Origin of the sequence: Xanthomonas sp. LF06-19 (assembly GCF_034105425.1) — a bacterium.
In the GTDB taxonomy this organism is placed as follows: Bacteria; Pseudomonadota; Gammaproteobacteria; order Xanthomonadales; family Xanthomonadaceae; genus Xanthomonas_A; species Xanthomonas_A sontii.
On the sequence record NZ_JAXGGH010000002.1, the window covers coordinates 647949 to 667877 of the forward strand.

General features: G+C 66.2%; 20 protein-coding genes. 14 read left to right on the forward strand and 6 right to left on the reverse strand.

Annotated features, from left to right (window positions below; translation table 11 throughout):
* Positions 1 to 2: 2 nt before the first annotated feature.
* Positions 3 to 143: a 50S ribosomal protein L34 gene (gene rpmH / locus SLW55_RS06735; protein ID WP_003469983.1), complete on the reverse strand. Its 141-nt coding sequence runs from the start codon at positions 141 to 143 to the stop codon at positions 3 to 5.
* A 261-nt stretch (positions 144 to 404) separates the two neighbouring features.
* On the opposite strand from rpmH, the gene dnaA reads away from it, so the two are divergent.
* The 13 genes from dnaA (at position 405) to SLW55_RS06800 (ending at position 14747) form a co-directional block, all read left to right on the forward strand.
* Positions 405 to 1745, forward strand: coding sequence for a chromosomal replication initiator protein DnaA (dnaA, locus tag SLW55_RS06740; protein ID WP_026144198.1), 1341 nt, complete (start codon positions 405 to 407; stop codon positions 1743 to 1745).
* Between the two features lie 321 nt (positions 1746 to 2066).
* The gene (dnaN, locus tag SLW55_RS06745; RefSeq protein WP_017911750.1) at positions 2067 to 3167 is read left to right on the forward strand and encodes a DNA polymerase III subunit beta; all 1101 of its coding nucleotides are present in this window, start codon (positions 2067 to 2069) and stop codon (positions 3165 to 3167) included.
* Between the two features lie 479 nt (positions 3168 to 3646).
* Entirely contained in the window at positions 3647 to 4747 is a 1101-nt protein-coding gene (gene recF, locus SLW55_RS06750) for a DNA replication/repair protein RecF (RefSeq protein WP_320744864.1), read from the forward strand.
* 112 nt (positions 4748 to 4859) lie between these two features.
* Positions 4860 to 7322 carry a DNA topoisomerase (ATP-hydrolyzing) subunit B gene (gene gyrB / locus SLW55_RS06755; RefSeq protein ID WP_152237607.1) on the forward strand — a complete coding sequence of 821 codons (2463 nt, stop codon included), beginning with the start codon at positions 4860 to 4862 and terminating at the stop codon, positions 7320 to 7322.
* A gap of 78 nt (positions 7323 to 7400) precedes the next feature.
* On the forward strand, positions 7401 to 8246 hold the full coding sequence (locus tag SLW55_RS06760; protein WP_320744865.1) for a type II CAAX endopeptidase family protein: 846 nt from the start codon (positions 7401 to 7403) through the stop codon (positions 8244 to 8246).
* 68 nt (positions 8247 to 8314) lie between these two features.
* Positions 8315 to 9121, forward strand: coding sequence for a M48 family metallopeptidase (locus SLW55_RS06765; RefSeq protein ID WP_026143554.1), 807 nt, complete (start codon positions 8315 to 8317; stop codon positions 9119 to 9121).
* Positions 9122 to 9280: 159 nt separating this feature from the next.
* On the forward strand, positions 9281 to 10474 hold the full coding sequence (locus SLW55_RS06770) for a tetratricopeptide repeat protein (protein ID WP_267103140.1): 1194 nt from the start codon (positions 9281 to 9283) through the stop codon (positions 10472 to 10474).
* Positions 10475 to 10740: 266 nt separating this feature from the next.
* Positions 10741 to 11301, forward strand: a complete 561-nt coding sequence (locus tag SLW55_RS06775) for an energy transducer TonB (protein ID WP_267084955.1) — start codon at positions 10741 to 10743, stop codon at positions 11299 to 11301.
* A gap of 97 nt (positions 11302 to 11398) precedes the next feature.
* A complete protein-coding gene (exbB, locus tag SLW55_RS06780; protein WP_010340667.1) occupies positions 11399 to 12163 on the forward strand; it encodes a TonB-system energizer ExbB in 765 nt (254 codons plus the stop codon).
* A 40-nt stretch (positions 12164 to 12203) separates the two neighbouring features.
* A complete protein-coding gene (locus SLW55_RS06785) occupies positions 12204 to 12629 on the forward strand; it encodes a biopolymer transporter ExbD (protein ID WP_010340666.1) in 426 nt (141 codons plus the stop codon).
* Between the two features lie 3 nt (positions 12630 to 12632).
* Positions 12633 to 13046 (forward strand): biopolymer transporter ExbD, encoded by a 414-nt coding sequence (locus SLW55_RS06790; RefSeq protein WP_010340665.1) that lies wholly within the window; start codon positions 12633 to 12635, stop codon positions 13044 to 13046.
* A 178-nt stretch (positions 13047 to 13224) separates the two neighbouring features.
* Entirely contained in the window at positions 13225 to 14088 is an 864-nt protein-coding gene (locus SLW55_RS06795) for a hypothetical protein (RefSeq protein WP_267084867.1), read from the forward strand.
* A 251-nt stretch (positions 14089 to 14339) separates the two neighbouring features.
* Positions 14340 to 14747, forward strand: a complete 408-nt coding sequence (locus SLW55_RS06800; protein WP_295909622.1) for a biopolymer transporter ExbD — start codon at positions 14340 to 14342, stop codon at positions 14745 to 14747.
* A 194-nt stretch (positions 14748 to 14941) separates the two neighbouring features.
* Here SLW55_RS06800 and SLW55_RS06805 read toward each other — a convergent pair whose 3' ends face one another.
* From SLW55_RS06805 to SLW55_RS06820, 4 genes are all read right to left on the reverse strand, one after another.
* Positions 14942 to 15694 (reverse strand): pyridoxine 5'-phosphate synthase, encoded by a 753-nt coding sequence (locus SLW55_RS06805; protein ID WP_295909624.1) that lies wholly within the window; start codon positions 15692 to 15694, stop codon positions 14942 to 14944.
* A gap of 14 nt (positions 15695 to 15708) precedes the next feature.
* Positions 15709 to 15975 carry a hypothetical protein gene (locus SLW55_RS06810; protein WP_010340662.1) on the reverse strand — a complete coding sequence of 89 codons (267 nt, stop codon included), beginning with the start codon at positions 15973 to 15975 and terminating at the stop codon, positions 15709 to 15711.
* A 102-nt stretch (positions 15976 to 16077) separates the two neighbouring features.
* Complete coding sequence (gene cls, locus SLW55_RS06815; RefSeq protein WP_320744866.1) at positions 16078 to 17550, reverse strand: cardiolipin synthase; 1473 nt, start codon at positions 17548 to 17550, stop codon at positions 16078 to 16080.
* Between the two features lie 9 nt (positions 17551 to 17559).
* Positions 17560 to 17967 (reverse strand): hypothetical protein, encoded by a 408-nt coding sequence (locus SLW55_RS06820; protein WP_320744867.1) that lies wholly within the window; start codon positions 17965 to 17967, stop codon positions 17560 to 17562.
* Here SLW55_RS06820 and SLW55_RS06825 point away from each other — a divergent pair.
* The gene (locus SLW55_RS06825) at positions 17954 to 19039 is read left to right on the forward strand and encodes a PA0069 family radical SAM protein (protein ID WP_295911915.1); all 1086 of its coding nucleotides are present in this window, start codon (positions 17954 to 17956) and stop codon (positions 19037 to 19039) included. The two genes, SLW55_RS06820 and SLW55_RS06825, sit on opposite strands and share 14 nt — an antisense overlap.
* A gap of 165 nt (positions 19040 to 19204) precedes the next feature.
* Here SLW55_RS06825 and SLW55_RS06830 read toward each other — a convergent pair whose 3' ends face one another.
* The gene (locus SLW55_RS06830; protein WP_017911286.1) at positions 19205 to 19912 is read right to left on the reverse strand and encodes a 2OG-Fe(II) oxygenase; all 708 of its coding nucleotides are present in this window, start codon (positions 19910 to 19912) and stop codon (positions 19205 to 19207) included.
* Positions 19913 to 19929 lie beyond the last annotated feature (17 nt).

The following is a 19929-nucleotide window of genomic DNA, read 5'->3' on the forward strand; positions in this document are numbered from 1 at the left end:
AATCAAGCGCTCAGGCGCTTGCGGCCCTTGGCGCGGCGGCGGGCCAGGATCTTGCGGCCGTCGGCGGTGGCCATACGGGCACGGAAGCCGTGGTCGCGCTTGCGCTTGAGGTTGCTGGGCTGGAAGGTGCGCTTGGTGGCCATCGGGGCGCTCTGATCTGAATGGGGCGGAAAGAACCGGAAATTCTATAGGACCTCTTACGCCGCGGTCAACTCCCTGTATTGACGACGGCAATGGCTGGCCACGCCAGGCCTGTGGATGGATCTGTGAATAGCCGTGGGAAAACCATTCCCGACCCTGCGCGCCGGTGGTAGTCTGATCCATCCGCTTTCCTCTCCCACCGGCCGAATGCGCCGCGCCCGAGCGCGCCCTTCATGCCCGGTCTATCGACGAATTTAGATCTGATGGATGCTTGGCCCCGTTGCCTGGAACGTCTGGAAGCCGAATTTCCAGCCGAGGACGTTCACACTTGGTTGAAACCGCTGCAAGCCGAACAGCGCCATGACAACAGCATGGTGCTGTACGCCCCGAACGCCTTCATCGTCGAGCAGGTGCGCGAGCGCTACCTGCCGCGTATCCGCGAACTGCTGACCTATTTCGCCGGCAGCGGCGAGGTGCTGCTGCAGGTCGGCTCGCGTCCGCGCGCGCCGGAACCGGCGGCCGCCCCGCCCAGCGAGACCGCGGCCGCACGCACCCCGGCGCCGCCGTTGCTGGAGCCGTTCGCCGGCAACCTCGATTCGCACTACACCTTCGCCAACTTCGTCGAAGGCCGCAGCAACCAGCTCGGCCTGGCCGCGGCGGTGCAGGCCGCGCAGAAGCCCGGCGACCGCGCGCACAACCCGCTGCTGCTGTACGGCGGCACCGGCCTGGGCAAGACCCACCTGATGTTCGCCGCCGGCAACGCCATGCGCGAGCAGAATCCGAACGCGCGGGTGATGTACCTGCGCTCGGAACAGTTCTTCAGCGCGATGATCCGTGCGCTGCAGGACAAGACCATGGACCAGTTCAAGCGCCAGTTCCAGCAGGTGGACGCGCTGCTGATCGACGATATCCAGTTCTTCGCCGGCAAGGACCGCACCCAGGAAGAGTTCTTCCACACCTTCAACGCGCTGTTCGACGGCCGTCAGCAGATCATCCTGACCTGCGACCGCTATCCGCGCGAGGTCGAGGGCCTGGAGCCGCGGCTGAAGTCGCGCCTGGCCTGGGGCCTGTCGGTGGCGATCGATCCGCCCGATTTCGAGACCCGCGCGGCGATCGTGCTGGCCAAGGCGCGCGAGCGCGGCGCGGAGATCCCCGACGACGTGGCGTTCCTGATCGCCAAGAAGATGCGCTCGAACGTGCGCGACCTGGAAGGCGCGCTCAACACGCTGGCGGCGCGCGCCAACTTCACCGGCCGCGCGATCACCACCGAGTTCGCCCAGGAAACCCTGCGCGACCTGCTCCGTGCGCAGCAGCAGGCGATCGGCATCCCCAACATCCAGAAGACCGTGGCCGACTACTACGGCCTGCAGATCAAGGATCTGCTGTCCAAGCGGCGCACGCGCTCGCTGGCGCGGCCGCGGCAGGTGGCGATGGCGCTGACCAAGGAACTGACCGAACACAGCCTGCCGGAGATCGGCGATGCGTTCGCCGGGCGCGACCACACCACCGTGTTGCACGCCTGCCGGCAGATCAAGCACCTGATGGAAACCGACGGCAAGCTCCGCGAAGACTGGGACAAGCTGATCCGCAAGCTCAGCGAGTGAGCCCGGAGAGGACAGGACGACACGCCGATCCGCACGCGCAGCGTGCGCGTTCGGCGGTCACCTGGCGCCACGTGATAAATCGGTGCATGACTTCGCGACAAATCCGGGAGAAACTGTGGATAAAGCGCGACGCGGCGGCGACGGCAAAACTATCCACAGGTTTCCCCACCAGTTCCGGGACAGTAGTACACGGGATTGAGGGCGCTAAAAATCTTTTGTTTTCAGTGGTTTGAGCTACATTTGCACCGAATTTCGCTCTACCATCACCACCAAGCTTTTGATTTATTCCACATCTTTTAAAGCATAGGGGCACGGAACCACATGCGTTTCACACTGCAGCGCGAAGCCTTCCTCAAGCCATTGGCGCAAGTCGTCAATGTGGTCGAACGCCGCCAGACCTTGCCGGTTCTGGCCAACTTCCTGGTGCAGGTGCAGGGTGGCCAGCTGTCGCTGACCGGTACCGATCTGGAAGTGGAAATGGTCTCGCGCATTGCGGTCGACGATGCCCAGGACGGCGAAACCACGATCCCGGCGCGCAAGCTGTTCGAGATCGTGCGTGCCCTGCCCGACGGCAGCAAGGTCACCGTCTCGCAGTCCGGCGACAAGATCACCGTGCAAGCCGGGCGTAGCCGCTTCACCCTGGCCACGCTACCGGCCAACGACTTCCCGTCGGTCGACGAAGTGGAAGCCACCGAGCGCGTGGTGGTGCCGGAAGCCGCGCTGAAGGAACTGATCGAGCGCACCGCGTTCGCGATGGCGCAGCAGGACGTGCGCTACTACCTCAACGGCCTGCTGTTCGACCTGCGCGACCAGACCCTGCGCTGCGTGGCCACCGACGGCCATCGCCTGGCGCTGTGCGAGACCGAGCTGGAGAACGCCGGCGGCGCCAAGCGCCAGATCATCGTGCCGCGCAAGGGCGTGACCGAGCTGCAGCGCCTGCTGGAAGGCGGCGAGCGCGAGGTCGAGCTGGAAGTCGGCCGCGCGCACGTGCGGGTCAAGCGCGACGATGTCACGTTCACGTCCAAGCTGATCGACGGCCGCTTTCCCGATTACGAAGCGGTGATCCCGATCGGTGCCGACCGCGAGGTCAAGCTGGATCGCGAGATCCTGCGCGCGGCGCTGCAGCGTGCGGCGATCCTGTCCAACGAGAAGTACCGCGGCGTGCGCGTGGAAGTCTCGCCGGGCCAGCTGAAGATCAGTGCGCATAACCCGGAGCAGGAAGAGGCGCAGGAAGAAGTGGAAGCGGACACCAAGGTCAGCGACCTGGCGATCGGCTTCAACGTGAACTACCTGCTCGACGCCCTGTCTGCGCTGCGCGAGGAGTTCGTGGTGATCCAGCTGCGCGACGCCAACTCGTCGGCACTGGTGCGCGAAGCCAGCAGCGCCCGCTCGCGTCATGTGGTGATGCCGCTGCGTCTCTGACCTTTCCCGTTTCGTGTTCCACGTGGAACACGTGCGAAAGCGACCCGGCCTTCGTGCCGGGTTTTCTTTTTGTTGGGCTCCAAGATCAACGCTCCCGCACTGAGAGGGATCCGTTGCCACGGGAGGCCCGCGCAGCTTGCACCCTTGCATTACCCGGCCAAAACGCATCGGCCGTGACTGTGTCTGCAAAGAGACGGCTCCGGCACCTCGGCGGGATCACACCATTATCGAAGCGCCAGGAGACCGTGCGGCAAGACAACGTGCCTGTGATCGCCTGGCCGACTCTCTTACCCACGCCTCCACCGTCCCGCGGGAGTCCGTCCTCCCAATGATGCGGAGGTTGCTGGCACGCAGCGCTGTCAATTTCCCGAGCGCGGCCGTCCTGACAGCGCCCATCAGCCGTTTTGGGTATGCTGCCGCCCTACCCCAAGCCCCGATCTGCGTGCGCCCGGTGCGAGCGCCTTCGCCTCTATCCCCGCATGCACGTCTCCCGCCTCGACTTCCACCACCTGCGCCGGTTCGCGGCGCTCGAGCTGGCGCCCGCGCCTGGATTGAACCTGATCACCGGCGACAACGGCGCCGGCAAGACCACGGTGCTTGAGGCGATGCACCTGATGGCGTATGGCCGCAGCTTCCGCGGACGCGTGCGCGATGGGCTGGTCAGCCAGGGCCAGGACGCGCTGGACGTTTTCGTCGAATGGCAGGAGCAGTCGGCTGAAGCCGGCGCGACTCGTCGGCGCCGCGCCGGACTGCGCCACAGCGGGCAAGAATGGCGTGGTCGCCTCGACGGCGAGGACGTCGCCCATCTCGGTACGCTGTGCGCCGCGCTGGCAGTGGTCACCTTCGAGCCAGGAAGCCATCTGCTGGTCAGCGGCGGCGGCGAGCCCCGCCGCCGCTTCGTCGACTGGGGCTTGTTCCACGTGGAACCTGACTTCCTGTCCCTGTGGCGGCGCTACGCCCGCGCGCTCAAGCAGCGCAATGCGTTGCTCAAGAGCGGCGGCAGCGGCGCGGCGTTGGATGCCTGGGATCACGAGCTCGCCGAGTCTGGCGAGCCGTTGACCTCGCGCCGCCAGGACTACCTGGACCGCCTGCTTCAGCGTCTGCTCGCCCTTGCCCCGGATCTCGCCCCGTCGCTGGGCATCGCGCATCTGCAGTTCGCGCCCGGCTGGCGCCGTCAGGAGGTCTCGCTGGCCGATGCACTTTTGCTCAACCGGGAGCGCGACCGTCAGCTCGGCTATACCTCCGCCGGCCCGCACCGGGCCGACTGGAGCCTCAGCTTTGCCGAGATTCCCGGCCGTGATGCGCTCTCCCGCGGCCAGGCCAAGCTCACCGCCCTGGCCTGCCTGCTGGCGCAGGCCGAGGACTACGCCGAGCAGCGCGGCGAATGGCCGGTGATCGCCCTGGACGATCTGGGCTCGGAGCTGGACCGCCACCACCAGGCCCGGGTGCTGGAGCGCCTGCGTGCCGGGCCGGCGCAGGTCTTCGTCACTGCCACCGAGACCCCGCAGGCGCTGGCCGACGCCAGCCTGCCGATCGCCCGGTTCCACGTGGAACATGGGCAGATCCTGGCCGTTTCCTAGGTCGCCGCGGGTCCGGCGGCCCGGGCTGCTATAATTTCCGCCAATCCCCTATCCAGCGGCGCGAACCGGCCCCGGCCTGTCTTCGCCGCCTCGTGGAGCCTACGGCACCCGCATGACCGACGAACAGAACACCCCGCCTAGCAACGGCAACTACGACGCCAACAGCATCACCGCCCTGGAAGGCCTGGAGGCGGTCCGCAAGCGGCCCGGCATGTACATCGGCGACGTCCATGACGGCACCGGTCTGCATCACATGGTGTTCGAGGTCGTCGACAACTCCATCGACGAAGCCCTGGCCGGGCATGCCGACCACGTCGCGGTGACGATCCACGCCGATGGTTCGGTCTCGGTGTCGGACAACGGCCGCGGCATCCCGGTCGGCAAGCACGCGCAGATGAGCGCCAAGCTCGGCCGTGAGGTCTCCGCCGCCGAGGTGGTGATGACCGTGCTGCACGCCGGCGGCAAGTTCGACGACAACAGCTACAAGGTGTCCGGCGGCCTGCACGGCGTGGGCGTCAGCGTGGTCAACGCGCTGTCGGAGAAGCTGTTGCTGGACGTGTTCCAGGGCGGCTTCCACTACCAGCAGGAATTCAGCAATGGCGCGGCCGTCGCGCCGCTGGTGAAGCTGGGCGAGACCAGCAAGCGCGGCACCACCGTGCGCTTCTGGCCGTCGGTCGTGGCCTTCCACAACAATGTGGAATTCCACTACGACATCCTGGCGCGCCGCCTGCGCGAGCTGTCCTTCCTCAATTCCGGGGTCAAGATCGTGCTCGCCGACGAGCGCGGCGAGGGCCGGCGCGACGACTTCCACTACGAGGGCGGCATCCGCAGCTTCGTCGAGCACCTCGCGCAGCTGAAGACCCCGCTGCACCCGAACGTGATCTCGGTCACCGGTGAGCACAACGGCATCACCGTGGACGTGGCGCTGCAGTGGACCGACTCCTACCAGGAGACGATGTACTGCTTCACCAACAACATCCCGCAGAAGGACGGCGGCACCCACCTGGCCGGCTTCCGCGGCGCGCTGACCCGCGTGCTCAATACCTACATCGAGCAGAACGGCATCGCCAAGCAGGCCAAGATCAACCTGACCGGCGACGACATGCGCGAAGGCATGATTGCGGTGCTGTCGGTGAAGGTGCCGGATCCCAGCTTCTCCAGCCAGACCAAGGAGAAGCTGGTCAGCTCCGACGTGCGCCCGGCGGTGGAGAACGCCTTCGGCGCGCGCCTGGAGGAGTTCCTGCAGGAGAACCCCAACGAGGCCAAGGCCATCGCCGGCAAGATCGTCGATGCCGCCCGCGCCCGCGAGGCCGCGCGCAAGGCAAGAGACCTCACCCGTCGCAAGGGTGCGCTGGACATCGCCGGCCTGCCCGGCAAGCTGGCCGATTGCCAGGAAAAGGATCCGGCGCTGTCGGAGCTGTTCATCGTCGAGGGCGACTCGGCAGGCGGCTCGGCCAAGCAAGGCCGTAATCGCAAGAACCAGGCAGTGCTGCCGCTGCGCGGCAAGATCCTCAACGTCGAGCGCGCGCGCTTCGACCGCATGCTGTCCTCCGACCAGGTCGGCACGCTGATCACCGCGCTGGGCACCGGCATCGGCCGCGACGAGTACAACCCGGACAAGCTGCGCTACCACCGCATCATCATCATGACCGACGCCGACGTCGACGGCGCGCACATCCGCACCCTGCTGCTGACCTTCTTCTACCGGCAGATGCCGGAGCTGATCGAGCGCGGCTACGTCTACATCGGCCTGCCGCCGCTGTACCGGCTCAAGCAGGGCAAGCAGGAGCTGTACCTGAAGGACGACAACGCGCTCAACGCCTACCTGGCCAGCAGCGCGGTCGAAGGCGCGGCGCTGGTTCCGGCCAGCAACGAGCCACCGATCACCGGCGCGGCGCTGGAGAAGCTGCTGCTGCTGTTCGCCAGCGCCAACGAGGCGGTGGCGCGCAATGCCCACCGCTACGACCCGGCGCTGCTGAGCGCGCTGATCGACCTGCCGCCGCTGGACGTGGCCCAGCTCGAGAGCGAGGGCGAGACGCATCCGAGCCTGGACGCGCTGCAGGCGGTGCTCAACCGCGGCAGCCTGGGCTCGGCGCGCTACAGCCTGCGTTTCCAGGCGTCCAACGCGCAGCGCCCGGCCACCCTGCTGGTGGAGCGCCGGCACATGGGCGAGGAGACCACCTATGTGGTGCCGATGGCGGTGTTCGAGAGCGGCGAGCTGCGGCCGCTGCGTGAGATCGCGCGGGAGTTGCATGGGCTGGTGCGCGAGGGCGCGCAGATCGTGCGCGGCAACAAGACCCAGGCCATCACCAGCTTCGCCCAGGCCTACGCCTGGCTGTTCGAGGAGGCCAAGAAGGGCCGCCAGATCCAGCGCTTCAAGGGCCTGGGCGAAATGAACGCCGAGCAGCTGTGGGAGACCACGGTGAACCCGGATACGCGTCGCCTGCTGCAGGTGCGCATCGAGGACGCGGTCGCCGCCGACCAGATCTTCAGCACGCTGATGGGCGACGTGGTCGAACCGCGCCGCGACTTCATCGAAGAAAACGCGCTGAAGGTCGCCAACCTCGATATCTGACCCTGGCGGTCCCCGCCCTGGCGTGCGCCGGGGCGGGCGTCCCGCTGTGCCTTCCGCCCGCTTCCGCACAGGATCGCGATGACCGCACCGCCGTTGCCCGCCACCCCGCTGCCGTTGCCTTCCGCGCCGCCGGCCCGCCCGCGCCGGCCGATCCTCGGTTTCTTCCTCGACGTGCTGCTGGCGGCGGTGGTGCTGCTGGCGGTGAGCGTGCTGAGCGGCCTGGTCTGGGGCGTGATCCGCGGCTTCCAGCTGGCGATGGAGCTGAAGGCGCAGGGCGTGCCTGCCGATCGCCTGGCCGCGCTGGTCGCGCAGCAGGTCGGCCAGCCGGGGGCGCTGGCGCAGTTGCTGATCGCCCTGGTCAGCACGCTCTCCGCGGCGCTGCTGCTGTACTTCCTGCGGCGTCCGGCCAGCGCCGCCGAGCGCCGCGCCTCGTGGCTGGCGGCGCGCGCACCCGCGACCTGGGGCTGGGTGCTGCTGGTCGCGGTCGGGGTGTTCGTCGGCAGCGCGACGATCTCCGCGCTGGCGGCGCAGATCGGCATCAAACCGGTGCCGACCAACCTGCCGTTGATGCAGGACGCGATGGCGCAGATGCCGCTGTTCCTGTGCGTGTTCGCGATCGTGATCGCCCCGGCCTACGAGGAACTGCTGTTCCGCCGCGTGCTGTTCGGGCGGCTGTGGGACGCAGGCCGGCCGCGGTTGGGCATGCTGCTCAGCGGCGCCGCCTTCGCCCTGGTGCACGAAGTACCGGGGACCACCGGAAATAGCCTGGCCGCCACCGCGCAACTGTGGCTGGTCTACGGCGGCATGGGCGTCGCGTTCGCCTGGCTGTACAAGCGTACCGGCACCTTGTGGGCGTCGATCGCCGCGCATGGCCTCAACAACGCCATCGCGGTCGCCGGACTCTACTGGTTTGGCGCAACCTGAAGGTTTGTTTGACGAAATGTTAAGACGCGGCCCCCCACACTGCGACGCGTGTTAGGAGGGGGGACCGTATGAAGCAAGTGGTACTTGGCGCATCGCTGGCGATGCTGCTGGCAGCGTGTGCGACGACGACATCGCCAACCGGGCGTACCCAGGTCGTGGGCGGCATCTCGCAACAACAACTCGACCAGATGGGCGCGCAGGCGTTCGCCGAAGCCAAGGCCAAGGAACAGCTGGACACCGATCCCAAGCGCAACGCCTACGTGCGCTGCGTGGTCAACACGCTGGTCGCGCAGTTGCCCGAGCAATGGCGCGGCACCGGCTGGGAAACCGCGCTGTTCAACGACAAGGAACCCAATGCGTTCGCCCTGCCCGGCGGCAAGGTCGGGGTCAACAGCGGCATCTTCAGCGTGGCCAAGAACCAGGACCAGCTCGCCGCCGTGCTCGGCCACGAGATCGGCCACGTCATTTCGCGTCATCACGAAGAACGCATTACCCGCCAGCTCGGTGCGCAGGCAGGCCTGAGCGTGATTGGCGCGTTGGCCGGTGCCCGCTACGGCCAGGGCGCGGCCGACACCGTCGGCCAGGTCGGCGGCATGACCGCACAGACCCTGTTCCTGCTGCCCGGTTCGCGCCAGCAGGAAACCGAAGCGGATGTCGTCGGCCAGCGCCTGATGGCGCAGGCCGGATTCGACCCCGCGCAGGCGGTGGATCTGTGGAAGAACATGATGGCCGCCGGCGGCGCACGTCCGCCGCAATGGCTGTCCACCCACCCCGATCCCAGTGCCCGCATCGGCGAGCTGCAGCGCGACGTCGCCGCGCTGGAACCGGTGTATGCGCAGGCGCGCAGCGCCGGCAGGACGCCCAAGTGCGGCTGAGTCGTCCGTCGTCCCCGTGTCCGTCGCCGGCACTGTCACAGAAAACGCATCCAAAAACGTTTTCACGGCGTACAGGTTTCTGATAGGTTTGCTGGCTCGGCCGAGGAATGGCCGCTCCGTCTTCCGTGCCGCTCCGGGCGGTTTCCACCGAGGTGACCCATGAAATTCCGCATTCGCAAGCAAGCGTTGTTGTCCCTGGTGATCGCCGCCGCCCTCGGTGGCGCGGTGGTGACCGATGCCGCTGCGCAGAGTGATCGCACCGACCACCGCTCCTCGCGCAATGCGAAGAGCGAGAAGGCGGCGGTGCTGTTCCCCAATGCCGAGCGCAAGGAGCCGACCGGCAAGCCGTCGTCCAAGCTCGGCAGCAAGCTGCAGAAGCTGATCGACACCTACAACAAGGGCGAGGACTACGCGGCGGTGCGCGCCCAGGCCGATGAGATCCTGGCCAACAGCGGCGCCAACGAGTACGACAAGTCGGTCGCCGCGCAGCTGGCCGCGCAGGCCGCCTACAACCTCGACGACAGCAAGGCCGCGCAGGCGTACCTGAAGCAGGCGATCCAGTTCAACGGCCTGGACAACAACGGCCACTACCAGTCGATGCTGATGCTGGCGCAGCTGCAGCTGCAGGACGAGCAGACCGCCGAGGGCCTGGCCACCCTCGACAAGTTCCTCGCCGAAACCAAGTCGACCCGCCCGGAAGACCTGATCCTCAAGGGCCAGGCGCTGTACCAGGCGCAGCGCTACCAGGAAGCGATCCCGGCGCTGAAGCAGGCGATCGCCGCGTCGCCGGAGCCGAAGGACAGCTGGAATCAGCTGCTGATGGCGTCCTACGCCGAAGCCGGCCAGACCGGTGAAGCGGTCAAGGCCGCCGAGGCGTTGGCCGCCAAGTCGCCCAACGACAAGAAGGCCCAGCTCAACCTGGCCAGCATGTACATGCAGGCCGACCAGATGGACAAGGCCGCGGCGGTGATGGACAAGCTGCGCGCCGCCGGTCAGCTGACCGACGAGAAGGAATACAAGCAGCTGTACTCGATCTACGCCAACACCGACGGCCACGAAAAGGACGTCATCGCGGTCATCAACGAAGGCATGCAGAAGGGCATTCTGAAGCCGGACTACCAGACCTACCTGGCGCTGGCGCAGTCGTACTACTACACCGACCAGCTGCCGCAGGCGATCGAGAACTGGCAGAAGGCGGCGCCGCTGTCCAAGGACGGCGAAACCTATCTCAACCTGGCCAAGGTGCTGCATTCGGAAGGCCGCGTTGCCGAGGCCAAGCAGGCCGCGCAGCAGGCACTGGCCAAGGGCGTCAAAAAGCCGGAAGACGCCAAGAAGATCATCAACCTGAAGTAGCACGCAAAAAAAGCCCCCGAAGACCAGTGCTGAAAGTAGTGCAGGTAACAGGGATTGGTATAAGCTTGGAGGTTCCTGCGGTGTCATTGCCGCGTGAACTTGGGTTCCGCTCCACCGCGGAATCCGCCCCCCTTTAATTGAGTCATTGGCGCATGACGGAACAACTGGTCATCCATCGGCAGTACGACAAAGATGACGCCTCCGGCCTCAGCTGGCCGCGCATCATCGGTATTGCCTTCGTAATCGCGCTGCATCTTGCGGCGCTGATGTTGCTGCTGATTCCGGCCGTTGCGCCCAAGGCGGTGGCGGAGAAGGAACGCAACATCATGGTCACCCTGGTGGACGCACCGCCGCCGCCGCCCCCGCCGCCGCCGCCGCCGCCGAAGCCGCCGGAAACTCCGCCGCCGCCGGTGAAGAACCTCGCGCCGCCGAAGCCGACCCCGCTGCCGCCGCCGCCGGAAGCCCCGGTGATCGACGTGCCGGAGCCGCGCCCGAACGACGTGGCCACCCCGCCGTCGCCGCCTGCGCCGCCGTCGCAGCCGACCGACATTGGCGCGAGCGTCGATATCTCGTCGAAGAACATGAATCCGCCGAAGTATCCGCCGGCAGCATTCCGCTCGGGTGCGCAGGGTGAGGTGATCCTGATCATCGATGTCGATGCAAATGGTAACGTGACGAACGTTGCCGTCGAGAAATCCAGCCGCAACCGCGACCTGGACCGCGCCGCCATGGAAGCAGCGCGCAAGTGGCGTTTCAATGCCGCCATGGCCAATGGACAGAAGACCGCCGGCCGCGTCCGCGTCCCGGTCAACTTCGCGCTGAACTGATACAAAGGTTGCGCGGACCGGCGCACCGCCGGTCCGCAAACCCTGTCTACTCTTTGCACCACCCTCATCACCACCACACACAACAAAGGTAAGCGTCATGCTGCAGGAAATTTTCATCGCCGCTGCTGCGGGGGGCAACAACGCATCGAACGCCCTGTCGCAGATGGGCTTCGAGCACCTGATCACCGAAATGACCTCCAAGCCGGGTGACTTCGCCGTCTCCTGGGTGGTGCTCATCACCCTGATCATCATGTCCGCCTCGTCCTGGTACTGGACGATCATCAACATCTTCCGCGCCACCCGTCTGAAGAGCCAGGCCGACCGCGTCACCAGCCTGTTCTGGGACACCCCGAACGCCCAGGACGCCATCCGTGCGATGGAAGAGCAGCCGGCCTCCGAGCCGTTCTCGAAGATCGCCCTGGACGCCGCGCAGGCCGCCGCTCACCACCAGCGCGCCGAAGCCGGCACCGGCACCGGCCTGGGCGAGACCCTGAGCCGTTCGGAGTTCGTCGACCGCGCCCTGCGTCAGGCCGTGACCCGCGAAAGCACCAAGCTGCAGTCGGGCATGACCCTGCTGGCGACCGTCGGTGCGACCGCGCCGTTCGTCGGTCTGCTGGGTACGGTGTGGGGCATCTACGGCGCGCTGATCAAGATCGGTGCCACCGGCTCCGCCTCGATCGACGCCGTGGCCGGCCCGGTCGGTGAAGCGCTGATCATGACCGCGATCGGTCTGTTCGTCGCGATCCCGGCCGTGTTCGCCTTCAACTTCTTCAGCAAGGTCAACAGCTCGGTGATCGCCAAGTTCGACACCTTCGCTCACGACCTGCACGACTTCTTCGCCACCGGTTCGCGCGTTCGCTGATCCCGGCTAAGTCGTCCACGCAACGTTAACGGAGCCCGTTATGGCTTTCAGTAGTGGTAACAGCGGCGGCCCCATGGCCGACATCAACGTCACGCCCCTCGTGGACGTGATGCTGGTGCTGCTGATCATCTTCATCATCACGGCACCGCTGATGTCCCACAAGGTCAAGGTGGAACTGCCCCAAGCCAACTTGAAGCAGGATCCGGACAAGGACGACAAGCGTTCGAATCCGATCACCCTGGCGGTCAAGGAGGACGGGTCGCTGTACTGGAACGATGAGCCGATTTCCAAGGAAGCCCTGGAATCGCGCTTCTCGACCGCTGCACAGCAGACCCCGCAGCCGCCGCTCAACCTGCGTGGCGACCGCACCACCAAGATGCGCACGATCAACGAGATCACCAAGATCGCGCAGAGTCAGGGCATGCTGGACGTCGGCTTCGTTGCGACCAAAGAGAAGGGGAACTGAGCCATGGCGTTCAGCTCAGGAGGCGGCCGTGGTCCCATGGCCGACATCAACGTCACGCCGCTGGTCGACGTGATGCTGGTGCTGTTGATCATCTTCATCGTGACCGCGCCGATCATGACGTACCCGATCGACGTGGATCTGCCGCAGCGGGTCATCAACCCGCCGCCGCAGTTGCGCGATCCGCCGCCGCCGATCGATCTGCGGATCGATGCGTCGAACCAGGTGTTCTGGAACAACAGCCCGGTGGCGGTGAGTGCGCTCCCGCAGATGATGGAAAACGAAGTCCAGCGCGATCCGACCAACCAGCCGGAACTGCGCATCGATGCCAATCCGGATTCCGAGTACGAAGTGATGGCCAAGGTGCTGGCCGCCGCCAAGAACTCGGACATGAAGAAGATCGGCTTCGTGCAGCAATAAGCTTCACCGCAATTCGCTTCACCGCAACACCTCAGTCATGACGCGACTGCAAACGCCACCGGCAACGGTGGCGTTTTTTTTATGGAAATCTACCGCCTATGCAATTACTCTTCGTTCGTTCTTCGATTTTAGTTGAACGAATGGTTGGGACTTATGTAATTTACCAAATGGAGATGGTATGAACTCAAAAAGCGGGCCTTCTTCTTTCTTCATTGCGTTTCTGGCAATGTGCTCGATCGCTCAAGCACAAGCGCAAACCACCTTGACAACAATCACTGTAACCGCGCCAAAGCCTAATGAAGTGCAAGGCAACAATACTTCGACTTTCGCTTTTTTTTCGGCGTTCGAGTATTCGGGCGGATCAAAAGGCGGTGATGAAACTGATAGCGAAAAGCCCGACGACACTCCCGGACAGAGAACGCCGGCTGACGAGCTCTCGGAGTATAATGACTTCAATGCACTTCCTGATGCTCTCAAAAATATAATTACATCTTCCGGCATACTTTCTGCGCAACTGCTGCAGTTCTTTCAGAATAATGGGAGGATTCAGGTTGTTGAAGGTTTAGGGGTTTATCAGGCTCAATATACTCCTGGCGTCCTAAAGCTCGATGCGGAGACATTGAGATCTTTTGGCGATGGCAATGCTGACTATCACGCACGTGTTTTTGTAAGCTCGATAGCACACGAAGTTGGACATGCGATGGATAAAACTTCTTTCACCGGGTCCACCGCGGCGGAATATGAAAATTACAGGGCAGTAAGGGAAGCAAATGCGATCTTGAATTCTATGCTAGTGACGAGCGAATTGGAAAATACACTAGGAATAGATGTTATAATGACTGGCTATGGAACAGACGCTCAGCTTACCGCTCTTTTCAATAACTTTGCTCAAAATAGACAAATAGATCCATTGATTGATAGTCTCAAGAATCTTGTGAAAAGCAATACGCTTAACACTCAGGGGCTATCGGATTTGAACGGTGACGGAAGTGTCGACCAATATGACCGATACAGGCAGGACTACAATAACGGTTACCGTTGACGCTTATCTGTCTTCGATGCAAGGCACTAGTTATGCATAGTCAAAAATATTTTATAGTAAGCTCCACTGGCAAATCTTAGTCACAGCTAGAACGAAAGCGCCACCGGAAACGGTGGCTTTTTTTATGAACGATACGTTCTATGCCGTTCTGACAGGTATACCCGCAAGTTAGGCTGGTCTACTTGCCTCCCACATCGCCGCGGTGCGGGTGTAGGCTGGTGACGCGACACCACACCCACAGGAGGCTGGCCATGGCGTTCAGTGCTGCAGGGAATCGGGGACCGCTGGCGGAGATCAATGTCACCCCGCTGGTCGATGTGATGCTGGTGCTGTTGATCATCTTCATCGTCACCGCGCCGATGCTGACGCGGACGATCACCATGAACCTGCCGCAGCGGACGCCGGCGCTCTCCAGACCCCTGCCGCCACCGGACCCGATCCAGTTGCGCCTGGATGCCAGTGGCCAGTTGTTCTGGAATGCCGCGCCGCTGGCCTTGCGCGATCTGCAGCCGCGGCTGCAGGAGGCGATGGCGCAGGCGGCCGGCAATCCGCCCGAGCTGCGCATCGATGCCAGCCCGGACGCCGACTACGAGGCCATGGCCAAGGTGCTGGCGGCGGCCAAGAACGCCGACGTGCAGCGCATCGGTTTCGTGCAGTAACAGGCAGCCGGCGATGCGACGCCACCGTTGTCGGTGGCGTCGCCCGCTCGGGCACCGCACGGCGCCCCGCCAGGGGGAGACAGCCAAAGACCCACGCTGATTGGATTGCGCCGAGCGCGAGCACTGCAGCACGCGATGGCTGCCAAGCGGCCAGTCTGCCAGCGAAGCGCCCTGCCTCGCGTTGCCGGCGTCGCTCAGCGTGCGCCGGCCAGCACCGCCAGATAGGCCTTCACCGTGGCGTCGAGCCCGGCGTAGAGCGCCTCGCCGATCAGCGCGTGGCCGATCGACACTTCCAGCACGTCCGGGACCGTCGCCAGGAACGCGCCGAGGTTGGCCTGGGCCAGATCGTGGCCGGCGTTGACGCCCAGTCCGGCGGCCTGCGCGCGGCGTGCGGCGGCGGCGAACGGCGCGGCCGCGGTGCTGTCGCCCTGCTCCCACGCGGCGGCATAGGGACCGGTGTACAACTCGATGCGGTCGGCGCCCAGTTCGGCCGCCACCGCCAGGGCGGGATTGTCGGCATCGACGAACAGGCTGACACGGCAGCCCAGGGTCTTCAGCTCGGCGATCAGCGGACGCAGGCGGTCGCTGTCGCGGCCGAAGTCGAAGCCGTGGTCGGAGGTGAGCTGGCCGTCGCCGTCGGGCACCAGGGTGGCCTGCGCCGGGCGCGTCTGCGCGCACAGCGCGATCAGTCCCGGATAGCCGGGACGCGGCGGCGCGAACGGGTTGCCCTCGATGTTGAATTCGACGTCGCCCTCGCGGGTCAGCTCGGCCAGCTCCAGCACGTCCTCGGCATGGATGTGGCGCCGGTCCGGGCGCGGGTGCACGGTGATGCCGTGCGCGCCGGCATCCAGACAGGCGCGCGCGGCGTCGAGCACGCTGGGCAGGTCGCCGCCGCGCGAATTGCGCAGCACCGCGATCTTGTTGACGTTGACGCTGAGCTTGGTCATCGCCGGCGAACCGCTTACGGCGCCGCGGCGTCGTCGCTGGCGGCGGCCGCGGCGCGGCGCGCCTCGGCCTGCTCGCGCAGCCGGCGCAGTTCGGCCGGGTCGATCATCGGCATCGCGTCGCGCTGGCTGGCATCGCCGATCTTGGCCACGTACCAGCCGCGTGCCCAGGCCAGCAGAAAGGCCAGCGCGGCCAGCAGGCTCACCACCAGCAACCACATGTGCGGCGTCGTGAACGCCAGAACGAAAGCACCCAGCGCGAGCGGCAGAAAGAGCCAATACATGACGATCTCCCCAAGGATGGCGCAGTGTAGCGCCGCCGGGCGTGCCGGTTCCACGTGGCGTGGCGGCCGGCGCGCGCCGCTCCCGGCGCCGGGGCGCCGCGCTTACAGCAGCGGCGAGGTCAGCCGCGCCACCGCCTCCGGCAGCCGGTAGCGCCACAGCGAGCGCTTGCGGTCGTCGCGTACGCGCACCGCATCGGCCATCTCCCCTTCCAGCAGCTCGGCCAGTTGCCTGGTCAGCCCGCGGTCGCGGAACAGCGTGGCGACCTCGAAATTGAGCCGGAAACTGCGGTTGTCGAAGTTGGCGCTGCCGACCAGGCACAGGTCCTCGTCGGTGATCAGCGCCTTGGTGTGCAGCATGCGCGGGCCGTATTCGTAGATCCGCACGCCGGCCTGCAGCAGTTCGTCGAAGTAGGAGCGCGCGGCCAAGGTCACCAGCCGCGAGTCGCTGCGCTTGGGCACCAGCAGGCGCACGTCCAGCCCGCCCAGCGCCGCCGAGGTCAGCGCCATGCGCGCGGCCTCGCCCGGCACGAAGTACGGCGTGACCAGCCACACCCGCCGTTGCGCCTCGTGGATCGCCGCCACCTGCAGGCGATGGATGCTTTCCCACGACGAATCCGGCCCCGACACCAGCACCTGCGCCTGGATCGTGCCGGCATCGCGGCTGGGCATGTCGCTGGGCCAGATCCGCGCCATGTCGAAGGCATCGCGGCCCTGCCGGGTGGCGTACAGCCAGTCCTCCACGAACACCAGCTGCAGGCTGCGCACCACGTGGCCTTCGCAGCGCAGGTGCAGGTCGCGGTAGGCGTCGGCGCGCAGCGCCTCGTTCTCCTCGTCGGTGACGTTGATGCCGCCGGTGAAGGCGATGCGGCCGTCGATCACCACGATCTTGCGGTGGGTGCGCAGGTTGACCCAGGGCCGCTTGAACTTGAACGGCCGCAGCAACTGGGTGGGATGGAACCAGGCCACCTCGGCGCCGGCCTCCAGCAGTGGCCGCAGGAAGCGCTTGCGCACCTGCGAGGAGCCGACCGCATCCAGCAGCAGGCGCACCCGAACCCCGGCGCGAGCGCGCTCGACCAGCGCGTCGCGGATGCGCGTGCCGGTGCGGTCGGGATTGAAGATGTAGTACTCCAGGTGCACATGGTGCTGCGCGGCGCCGATGTCGCGCAGGATCGCCTCGTAGGTAGCGGCGCCGTCGACCAGCCACTGCACCGCGGTGGCCGAACTCGGCGCCAGGCCGGTGGTGGCCTGGGCGATCTTGGCCAGCTCGGTGCAGTCGGCGTCGGGTGGGCAGACGCTGCTGTAGTGCTCCATGCCCGAGCGCGAGCGGCCGCGGCGCAGGCGCTGCCGTTTCACCTTCTGCGGGCCCAGCAGGTAGTAGATGACGAAGCCCAGGTAGGGCAAGGCGGCCAGCGACAGCACCCAGCTCAGCGTCGCCGCCGGCTCGCGTTTCTGCAGCACGATCCAGCTGCTCAGCCACAGGATGTACAGCAGGTAGGCGGCGGTGAGGTAGGCGCCGATGTGTGGGATGCCGGTCAGCCGGTCCCAGGTGTTCTGCAGAGTCGCGATCACGAGCATCGGCGGATTCTAGAGGGTGACGCGGAGGTTGCGGCGAAGGCGATGCAGGCCCGGCACCACGGCGACCGCCCGGATCGCGTGGGTTTGCTGTCTGGCGCGCTGGCAGCCATCCGCTCTGCGAACCAGCGCTGCACTGCGGGTGCATGACAGCAGGCGTTCGCGGCAACCGAGTGACGCCAAGGCGACGGCGTTCGCGGGCGCCCGCGACGAGGCCCCGGTTCGGCGAATGGCAGCGTCATCGCCGAAGAGCGACAGGCCGCCGGCCCGCCGTGGAACGTCGATCTGCTGCGCCGCCGTGCGCAACGGGCGGAGGCGAGCCACGCTGCGTGCGTGGCCTGAAAGATTCAGCGCCGCCGTCGGCGCCGTCGCATCCGCCGAGACGGTCGGCGCGTAGCCTATGCCGATGAGCACCGCCATCAAGGGCCGCGGCGCCGGCAGCCACTTGCCGGGCCGCTTCGAACGAACCGTCAGCCAGGCCGAGGACGACGGCTGGCACCCCGACGACAGCGAGGAATTCGCCGCCCCGCGCCTGCGCACCCAGGTGAGCGAGGAGACCGCGCGCAGCATCATCAGCCGCAACCAGTCGCCGGACGTGGGGTTCGCGCAGTCGGTCAATCCGTACCGCGGCTGCGAGCACGGCTGCAGCTACTGCTTCGCCCGCCCCAGCCATGCCTATCTGAACCTGTCGCCGGGGCTGGATTTCGAGACGCGCCTGTTCGCCAAGACCAATGCCCCGGAGCTGCTGCGCCGTGAGCTGGCCAAGCCCGGCTACGTGCCCAGCCCGATCGCGCTGGGCATCAACACCGACGCCTACCAGCCGATCGAGCGCAAGCTGCAGCTGACCCGGCGCCTGATCGAGGTCTTCGCCGAGACCCGCCACCCGTTTTCGCTGATCACCAAGAACGCGCTGGTCGAGCGCGACCTGGACCTGCTGGCGCCGCTGGCCCGCGACAACCTGGTCAGCGTGCACTTCTCGGTGACCTCGCTGGATCCGCGGCTGTCGGCCATGCTGGAGCCGCGCGCCTCGGCGCCGCACGCGCGGCTGCGCGCGATGCGCACCCTGCATGAGGCCGGCGTGCCGGTCGGGGTGATGGTGGCGCCGGTGATCCCGTGGATCAACGATCACGCCCTCGAAGCGGTGCTGGAGGCGGCCCGCGAGGCCGGTGCCGAGTCCGCCGGCTACGTGCTGCTGCGCCTGCCGCACGAGGTGGCGCCGCTGTTCCGCGACTGGCTGCAGGCGCACCATCCCGACCGCGCCGCGCACGTGATGAGCACGGTGCAGCAACTGCGCGGCGGCAAGGACTACGACAGCACCTTCGGCAAGCGCATGCGCGGCGAAGGGGTGTACGCCGACCTGCTGGCACGGCGCTTCGCGCTGGCGCACAAGCGGCTGGGCTATGCCGAGTCCCCGCGCCGACGCCTGGACTGCAGCCACTTCGTCAAACCGTTGCCGCCGCGCCCGCCGTCGCCGCAGGGCGTGCTGTTTTGAGCGGGGATTGGGGATTCGGGATTGGGGATTAGCAAGAGCGGCGCGTCGCGGCGGCCCGACGCAGCCACTGCAATTCAGCCACCAAGAAAGCAGCTTTTACGAATCCCCAATCCCCACTCCCGAATCCCTGCTTTTGACGAATCCCCATTCCCTATTCCCTATTCCCTATTCCCTGCCGTAAAGCGCCTGCGCCGACTGGAACAGGATCCAGCTCGTCGCGATGAACTTGTCGCCGCGCTGCGGGCGGTTGCCGCGGTGGGTGTGGGTGAAGGCGGTCGGGGCGATCAGCAGGCTGCCGGCGCGCGGGACGATCTTGCGCTGCTGGAACAGGAACTCGGTCTCGCCCTCGTCGAAATCGTCGTTGAGGTACAGGGTCCACAGCAGGTGCCGGTGCAGGGTCTCGGCACTCGGATCGCGCGGGTACAGTTCGCAGTGCCAGTACGGGTAGCCGCCCTCGCCCGCTTCGTACCACTGCAGGTTGATCGCGCCCGGGCGCAGGCAGGTGCGCGCCAGGTTGGACAGCGCGGCGTCGTCGAGCAGGGCGAAATCGTCGGCGCCGAGCCGGTGCGGCTGGCCGTCGGCGCCGGGCACCTGCAGCATCAGCGGCGAGATCAGGGTCTGCGGGTACTTGCGCAGGTAGCCGAGCAGCCCGCCGAACACGGCCTGCTGCAGCCGCTGTTCCACGTCGCGCCACGGTTCCAGGCCGCTGATGCGCAGGTCGCGGCTGCGCTTGAGCTCGGGAAACACGCCGCTGCCGACCTCGCCGGGCCGCAACTGGGTGCTGCCGCGCAGGCGGCGCAGGATGGCGGCGCAGTCCTCGCGGGACATGGCGCCATCGAACACTTCGATGAAATCGGGATGCAGGTCGGACATCGCGCGACCTTACCAGC

Coding starts and splice junctions, on each gene's coding strand:
- recF (WP_320744864.1), top strand. CDS start 3,647: ATGCACGTCTCCCGCCTCGACTTCCACCACCTGCGCCGGTTCGCGGCG.
- SLW55_RS06820 (WP_320744867.1), bottom strand. CDS start 17,967: ATGGCGGTGCTCATCGGCATAGGCTACGCGCCGACCGTCTCGGCGGAT.
- SLW55_RS06760 (WP_320744865.1), top strand. CDS start 7,401: ATGACCGCACCGCCGTTGCCCGCCACCCCGCTGCCGTTGCCTTCCGCG.
- rpmH (WP_003469983.1), bottom strand. CDS start 143: ATGGCCACCAAGCGCACCTTCCAGCCCAGCAACCTCAAGCGCAAGCGC.
- SLW55_RS06795 (WP_267084867.1), top strand. CDS start 13,225: ATGAACTCAAAAAGCGGGCCTTCTTCTTTCTTCATTGCGTTTCTGGCA.
- SLW55_RS06805 (WP_295909624.1), bottom strand. CDS start 15,694: ATGACCAAGCTCAGCGTCAACGTCAACAAGATCGCGGTGCTGCGCAAT.
- SLW55_RS06790 (WP_010340665.1), top strand. CDS start 12,633: ATGGCGTTCAGCTCAGGAGGCGGCCGTGGTCCCATGGCCGACATCAAC.
- SLW55_RS06810 (WP_010340662.1), bottom strand. CDS start 15,975: ATGTATTGGCTCTTTCTGCCGCTCGCGCTGGGTGCTTTCGTTCTGGCG.
- SLW55_RS06825 (WP_295911915.1), top strand. CDS start 17,954: ATGAGCACCGCCATCAAGGGCCGCGGCGCCGGCAGCCACTTGCCGGGC.
- dnaA (WP_026144198.1), top strand. CDS start 405: ATGGATGCTTGGCCCCGTTGCCTGGAACGTCTGGAAGCCGAATTTCCA.
- dnaN (WP_017911750.1), top strand. CDS start 2,067: ATGCGTTTCACACTGCAGCGCGAAGCCTTCCTCAAGCCATTGGCGCAA.
- SLW55_RS06775 (WP_267084955.1), top strand. CDS start 10,741: ATGTTGCTGCTGATTCCGGCCGTTGCGCCCAAGGCGGTGGCGGAGAAG.
- cls (WP_320744866.1), bottom strand. CDS start 17,550: ATGCTCGTGATCGCGACTCTGCAGAACACCTGGGACCGGCTGACCGGC.
- SLW55_RS06785 (WP_010340666.1), top strand. CDS start 12,204: ATGGCTTTCAGTAGTGGTAACAGCGGCGGCCCCATGGCCGACATCAAC.
- SLW55_RS06830 (WP_017911286.1), bottom strand. CDS start 19,912: ATGTCCGACCTGCATCCCGATTTCATCGAAGTGTTCGATGGCGCCATG.
- gyrB (WP_152237607.1), top strand. CDS start 4,860: ATGACCGACGAACAGAACACCCCGCCTAGCAACGGCAACTACGACGCC.
- exbB (WP_010340667.1), top strand. CDS start 11,399: ATGCTGCAGGAAATTTTCATCGCCGCTGCTGCGGGGGGCAACAACGCA.
- SLW55_RS06765 (WP_026143554.1), top strand. CDS start 8,315: ATGAAGCAAGTGGTACTTGGCGCATCGCTGGCGATGCTGCTGGCAGCG.
- SLW55_RS06800 (WP_295909622.1), top strand. CDS start 14,340: ATGGCGTTCAGTGCTGCAGGGAATCGGGGACCGCTGGCGGAGATCAAT.
- SLW55_RS06770 (WP_267103140.1), top strand. CDS start 9,281: ATGAAATTCCGCATTCGCAAGCAAGCGTTGTTGTCCCTGGTGATCGCC.